Annotated in this window: 4 protein-coding genes; all 4 read right to left on the minus strand. The window is 42.6% G+C overall.

The genetic code is table 11. The features are described from left to right. Nucleotides 1–419: 419 nt before the first annotated feature. The 4 genes from T426_RS24340 to T426_RS0119080 all read right to left on the minus strand — a co-directional run bounded on the left by T426_RS24340 (nt 420) and on the right by T426_RS0119080 (nt 6,661). Nucleotides 420–1,487 (minus strand): DUF1593 domain-containing protein, encoded by a 1,068-nt coding sequence (locus T426_RS24340; protein ID WP_051569029.1) that lies wholly within the window; start codon nt 1,485–1,487, stop codon nt 420–422. Nucleotides 1,488–1,707: 220 nt separating this feature from the next. Beyond that, nucleotides 1,708–2,955 (minus strand): hypothetical protein, encoded by a 1,248-nt coding sequence (locus T426_RS0119070; protein ID WP_025866301.1) that lies wholly within the window; start codon nt 2,953–2,955, stop codon nt 1,708–1,710. 237 nt (nt 2,956–3,192) lie between these two features. Then, entirely contained in the window at nt 3,193–5,154 is a 1,962-nt protein-coding gene (locus tag T426_RS24345; protein ID WP_199898752.1) for a DUF5060 domain-containing protein, read from the minus strand. A 91-nt stretch (nt 5,155–5,245) separates the two neighbouring features. Continuing rightward, nucleotides 5,246–6,661, minus strand: coding sequence for a hypothetical protein (locus tag T426_RS0119080; RefSeq protein WP_027586133.1), 1,416 nt, complete (start codon nt 6,659–6,661; stop codon nt 5,246–5,248). Between the last annotated feature and the right edge of the window lie 291 nt (nt 6,662–6,952).

Raw genomic sequence — 6,952 nt, forward strand, 5'->3', positions numbered from 1 at the left:
GCTTAAACCAAATTCATCCTTAGCTGTGTCTAAAATGACCAACCTTTTCCTGCTCAGACTATTCTACCTGATGATTCTTATTTCTACGTATTCATAAAAAGAAAAAAGAGCTTTTCAGCTCTTTTTAATCAAGTAAAGTACCGGAACACAACACCTCCGGTTATTCAATGTTGTTGAGAGTGCAGATGTATTCAGATCAGTATTACCTTCCTTATCTCAATAATTGCTATGCACAGTGCTAATTCTTCTGACAATTCAATTTACTCTCACCTGCTTAAACTGCAAACCTTCTGGTTCCATATGGATTTCTTACACGCCTTTGCCACATGAAGCATATCCTTTCCGCCGCTTTCAACTCAACTGATAATTCGTAAGGATCAGTGAATTAATTTATGCTAAGCCATAATTGAAGTTCATCGTCAAGGTAACATCCAGGTTGCGCGAAGTGCGAAGTCTGCCTGGACTTGAGAACGCCAGCGGTAGACGGTTTTTGGGCCGGCAGGGTCATCAAACCAATGATTCTTGGTAGAGTCTGGGCGTACAAATTGTCCACCCCAACTCGGCTCAGATGGATTTTCAGGGTTATTCAATCCGTTTACCGCACTAACCAGGTAAAGGAATGAAGGCGAGTCTCCTTCCTTCTGCCCCAGTGATTTCGGATCCCACCCGCTTTTGGGGTATACTGCGCCCAACGGCCCATGTCCTTTGCGGATGTGCTCGTCAATCCATGTTAAGTTAGCCAGTGTTGTATCAGAGCCTGCCGCATTCCAAATCATCCCCTTGAAATTATTCTCTGAGCAAATCACGAACAATTTTGGGAAATTATCAAGTAGCCACTGCGCAGTGTTGTCCTGTTTTCCAATCAAATAAATACGCAACTTACTCAGGAAACGTTCGAGTTCAGCAGGAGTGCGCGTATTTTTAACTTTCCAGATCGCCTGTGCAACTTCGTACGAACCACCCCAGACACAAACGAATACCGGCCGATCATCAGGTTTGTCCACTATCCTGATAATCGCGTTTGAAGCCTCCGTATCCATATTCTTACCTAGATTTTTCATACCATTTTTTCCGTACGTCCCATCACGGCCTTGCCAGGTAATCGAACGCAAATAGTCAGCGGTTGGATACCTCTGATCATGCTTCCTCAGATTCTCATCCACTTGGTCGTACAGATTTAGAATGTCCAAAATATTTTGTTTTCTAGCGATATAGGCCTTGGTGCCTGATGTAGCGATCAGACCCTCGACATCGAAATCATTTGAGTAGAGAAGAAAGCGGATCATCGACTGCACATCATCTGGATCACTGCGTTTCTCGGATGGGCCATAGCCCAACCCACCGGGGATAACGTCAACTGGCGGAAAGTCAGACATAATAATTACTCGTGGCTTAGCCTGCTTGTTTTGAGCAGTTCCCATGTTCGTATTCGATATTACGCAAAGTAATATCAAACCAATATTCAGAATAACCTTTGATTTTTTCATAATTAATTGACTACTTAATATTTTAGTTGGTTTTCAAACTCTACAATTTATTTTTAAACAATGAGCGTTCTCAACAATACGGTTGGAGTTGATTGATTTAGGAATCATAACCACTTCGTGCCGTAAGTTCCAGTGCAAGGCAACCTGCGCCGGAGTCTTGTTGTATTTTTCAGCTACTGGATACGTTTTTATTGTTCCGGAAATTGCCAAACGGAACACATCAAAAGCGTTCATTGATTACACTATTATAAATAGAACCAAATGTAAAGCGAAGGCCAATTTCCATTTTAACTTCGTATGTTGTAGCCAATTTACGGCGTTGTAACAGAACATCTTCCAGCGAAGCATCGCCTTTAGATAGATATAACTGATCGTGGACCACTTGTGCTTTCATTTTCCCATACACCGAAAACTGTTTCGCCAATCGAACCGAGAATTTAGAATTAAATGTCAGCTTGTTTTTTGAAAAATCGTGAAAATAGTTGGATCCCTCCAGGCTGGACTCGATGGTTCCCCAGGGTTGTACCAATTGGAGTTCCAGTTTTATAGCCTGGTAAGCTCGAATCTCTCGTATTTTGTTGTAAATGGTTTCTTCATAATACACATAATTCTGGACACCCGTGGTGTAACGCAAGATAAAAACCTTGCGGTTGCTCATGTCCCATGGAAAAATATTATACTCCAGTCCGGCATACAGGCGCTCTGAATTCTTGGTATTTATATAGGTATCTGAGAGATATTCACCAAAAATGCCGGCTGACCAGCGTGGATTCAGGCTCTTGATGTAATTGGCTGAAAAATCGGTGCTATTTTGATTGTTTACAATCTTTTCTCCATTATCAAGGTAGCTTTCATGATCAATATTATATTCTCCCTTGAATTTTGTTTTCCAGGCCTCAGTCACTTTCTCACTTTGAACTTCGGTATTCAAAGAATATTCGTTTTTACTGGCCTCCATTTTCAGGTAACTGCCTGCATCTACCTGAAATACCCACTTCTTCCAGGGATCATTATATTTATCAACGACTCGTTTACCGTCCCTCATGCCCAAATTAATATCAAGCTCGTCAAAATAGCCGGTTTTAGAATAGTATTGCAGTATTCCGGTCTCAAGCCTCTTCAATAAACCCCGACGGATGTCATCATCCGAATCCAGTTGGTTGCTGGTATACCCATACTCAAAATCCTGCCCTTTAAGCGAATTCAACCCAATAAAATTAAGATAATATTTTTTACCACCACTACCCGTCTTTGAATCACTCACTAAAATCTGGACGTCGGCCTCTTTCGGATCACGGACAAACGAAACAAATTTCAATTTCTGTCGCACAAACGAAAAATCACAATCATGACAATCCAAAAAGAAATTCAGCGAATGTTTTTTCTCTATCGGTGCTTGTCCATAGCTTTTATTATTCAACTGAAAAAACAGCAAAAGGATCCCCAGTAGAGTTATTTTACTCATCATCAATTTCGTATTAATTAGCTGGTGAAAAATAAATTATGATTGCAATTCAGATCAGGTCTAATCTGAAAATAAAAACTACTATTTCAACCAAATTTTACTTTGACAGATTCGAAAAATCTGGTTGTTTTTCCCTTCGTTCCCCAGCCCAGAAAACAACAAGATTTATCTCCTGATTTAAAACAGACCTGGTCAACCAGGAGAGAAATCCTGTACCCTTAACAATGTTTCAACGTAGACTTAAGGTCTCTGTCGTTTTACTACAGCGAGCCAATCATCATTTTTTGATGGTGCGTTGAGCAACACGGGCTGACCGCCATCAACAATCTTATCAGGAAAAAGTGCGCCACCTTCTCGTGGATTAAACCAGGAAACACTGAACTCACCCGCTGCCAGGGTCATATCCAGGGTCGCTCTGCCACCATGAGGCAGATAGACAAGATAGAGCTCGCTTTTACTGGCAAAACAATAGAGCGAGTTGTCATGTGCATAATTTCCGACCAGTTCATCTTCATTTTCCATTTCCCAAAACGGGATTTTCTTCTCCTTGAAAAAATCAAGAGCGATGCGGCAATAGTCCCACGATTTATCACGACTGCGATAATCTTCCGCCACAATGTCGTTTTGAGGGAGTTTGTACCCAAAATAATATTCCACGCCAGCTCCACCTGCCATTAGGTTTCCCCAAAGCGTGTATCGCCGTATGTCATTTAGGTCATAGGCATCTTTGCCTTTCCCGGCGGTACCGCTAAATCCTTCGTAGCCTGGATCTGGCGGCACACCGAAACTGGCAGAACCCTGTTCATCGTTAGCAACAACCCAAGGTTTTCCCGCTCGTTCTGAAGCTCTTACCCACTGAAGTGTTTTCGCATGCGTTTCATTATACATATTTTGAAGCGAAGCGCCGGTTAGCGCTGATCCGTTGCCGATGAGCGGCGGGTAGACCCGGTCCTGCATATTGGGATAGGTGTGGATGACAATATTGTGAATATAGGGATCGGTATCGCTAATATACTGCGCCATGGCACGTTGCTCCTCCGAAGTCTGTGTATTTTCTTCACCCAGGTTCCAGTTCAACGCCAAATTTTGACCAAAGCGGGCGATCAATTCGCGCAGGTAGAGCCTTCGTTCAGGCCCCAGAACACCGCCATCAAGCGCTTCCGGGACAGGCAACCGGCCATCGGCCTTTCGGGGAATATCGATAATATCTGCCCCTTTGCGTTTCCGCTCATCATCATTCTCCGTTTCCTGTAATTTAAAGTGCAAGTAAAGCCCCTTTTGTTGAGCGTAAGAAAAAACGATTCCCCACTGGTCAAGCTTTGAGCAGTCATAGTGTAATTTGTCGTTACGTTCCACAAAGGGCCAAACATCATCACCATCACCTCCTGCATTGTAGGGGATAAAAGAGATGGAATTCACTCCTTTACTTGCCAAATAGTTGATCGCGCCAATCAGGCCTTTACCTTTATTGCCATGCCATACCGGGTCTCCTTGTTTCCAGTCTTTGAGATGAGCCGACCATGTTTTAAGTGGTACTTTCTCTTTCATCGCGATGGTATTGTCGAAGTCGGCTGTTCCGAGCAGCGTTTCGGGTGCATCAGAACCTGCTTTTAAGAAATATTCACCGGTACCGGCAAATTGTAGGTAATGACGCCCAACATATTGCAACCGTCCTTTTCCCCGAAAATCACGACCGGTTTTGTCGGTTGGTTTAATAACGAACGATCCGGTCAGCCCGTTAAACGGCGCAACACTTTTACCGGGTAAATCGGAAATGGCAACCCATGGACCACGGACAAATGAAATGTGATAAGTCCATTTGCCCGTTCTGTCCGAAGACAAGTGAGCGCGCCAAATATTTCCCGAATTAGCACCCGATTCAGCCGCATTCCCATCGGCAGCAAAATAGCCGGGGACTGTATATTTGGGCGTGCCCGACTCATGCTCAAAGGTAACGGTGAAACGATAATCCGTGAATGGATTGGGAGCAGTATCTGTCTCGCTACAGAACGGTCCCGAAAGATTCAATGTAACATCATGCCATTGGCGGAGCTCTCCTGAAATGGCCACATGGCCATCGCCATCTAAATTAGATTCCACATTCACCCGTGCAAATGATGTGGTTGCAAACGCCAGCACAACAAGCACAGAGGCTATGATGGAGTAGAGTCCTGTTTTGTTAAAGGTGACTTTAGATTTCATAATCATTTCATCTAAGTATAGTTAGTCATTTGAAAATATCCTAAATGTTTTAGGATATTTTCAAATATCTTTTTTCAAGAATGGATTTACATCAATTGATGCTGTTCAAATAGTTCTCCAGCATGGTGTAACCATCTTTGCCAATTTTATTTCCATCAGCAGGATTATTGGGATTAAGGCCATGTTTCAGCTCCCATTGATCAGGCATACCATCGTGGTCAGTATCTTTTGGCGCGGAAGTACTTTTAAGTAATGGCCAGCCACCAACATCGTTTTGAGAGTCTATCATTCCGGTTTTCTTTGATTTGTCGGCTACTCTTTCAAATTTTTTATATGCTTTGCCTTCATAGGTAGCATATCCGCCTCTGGCATCATTGACGATTCTCGTATCAACAGGGTCTCTTTTGGGTAAAGTAGCTCCTGCATTTTGAAGCACTAAATTAAAGGCTTCCTTAGCCGATTGCTGATTAATCGGCATGGATGACCATGCTTTTTCAAGCTTTACGATTTTTAGATTGGCTTCGCCTCCTTTAGGTTGTACACCACCATCCCAGTTATCTGTTGTCACTTTGTTATTCCCTTCAATCACATTACCAGCAACATACCATTTCCCAAAATCAGATGTATTATTGCGAAAAGCAGGATTGATAATTCGATAAGATCTCTCGCCGGGCTCAGTTGCTGGACCCGGTTTGTAATAGTTGTCTACGATGTTAAACTTTGAAAATGAAAACCTGGAATCACCTACCTGCTGGTTTTCACCTCCATAGCAAGTGTTGTACCCCCAGTTGTATATCACGTTATTTCGGTAATCGGTGTAACCTGAACCCGATGCCATTCTGATATTACGACTCGCATTATCAGCAATGAGATTGTGATGATAAGAGCCATAGTTAGAGCCCCAGATACCTCCAAAACCGTGAGGAGCATCTACACTGGTATTGGCGTCGTCAGGATGGTTGGAGTCGAACAGTGCTTCTGAAATAATACACCATTGAACAGTGATGCTATCGCAATGATAAATCGACATTACTTCGTCCTCACTCCAGCTTGCCGATACATGATCAACAATAAGGTGTTTCACAAACCTACTGGATACTGCATCATCTGCACGTCCCGATTCGTCTCCAAGCCTTACTCTCAGGTACCTGATGATCACCTGGTCAGCGCTAATCATTAACGGGTATCTTCTCAAACAAATACCGTCGCCAGGCGCTGTTTGTCCGGCAATGGTAATGTAGGGATTTCTAATAACCAGTTTGTTATTCAGAAGTATTGTACCCGAGACCCGAAAAACAACAGTTCTGGGACCTGACGCTTCAACCGCCGCACGAAGGCTACCGGGGCCGTTATCATTCAAATTTGTCACTTCATATACTTTACCGCCGCGTCCTCCAACGGTATATTTCCCATAGCCTTCAGCAGTTGGGAAAGCCAGTTGCTGGGCCCATGTAGCAGTAACGGATAATAAAAAAAATACGAATAGTGAAAGAATCTTTTTTCTCATAGCAATCTAAATTTTAGTATTATGCCTATTCTCAATTATTTCATTTATCAATTTCTTATAACCAAAGAAACTACCCGAATCTGAAATAAAATGGGAAACAATCTGGAAACAATCTGAAATTCTTTCCAATTGACAACAATTAAGATATAACACATCAACATTTTCTTCTCAATAAACTCATTATCCATGATCAAAAAGAAAACTAAGCTTAAACCAAATTCATCCTTAGCTGTGTCTAAAATGACCAACCTTTTCCTGCTCAGACTATTCTACCTGATGATTCTTATTTCT

This window comes from Prolixibacter bellariivorans ATCC BAA-1284, assembly GCF_000621705.1.
GTDB lineage: Bacteria > Bacteroidota > Bacteroidia > Bacteroidales > Prolixibacteraceae > Prolixibacter > Prolixibacter bellariivorans.

Coding starts and splice junctions, on each gene's coding strand:
- T426_RS24340 (WP_051569029.1), bottom strand. CDS start 1,487: ATGAAAAAATCAAAGGTTATTCTGAATATTGGTTTGATATTACTTTGC.
- T426_RS0119070 (WP_025866301.1), bottom strand. CDS start 2,955: ATGATGAGTAAAATAACTCTACTGGGGATCCTTTTGCTGTTTTTTCAG.
- T426_RS24345 (WP_199898752.1), bottom strand. CDS start 5,154: ATGAAATCTAAAGTCACCTTTAACAAAACAGGACTCTACTCCATCATA.
- T426_RS0119080 (WP_027586133.1), bottom strand. CDS start 6,661: ATGAGAAAAAAGATTCTTTCACTATTCGTATTTTTTTTATTATCCGTT.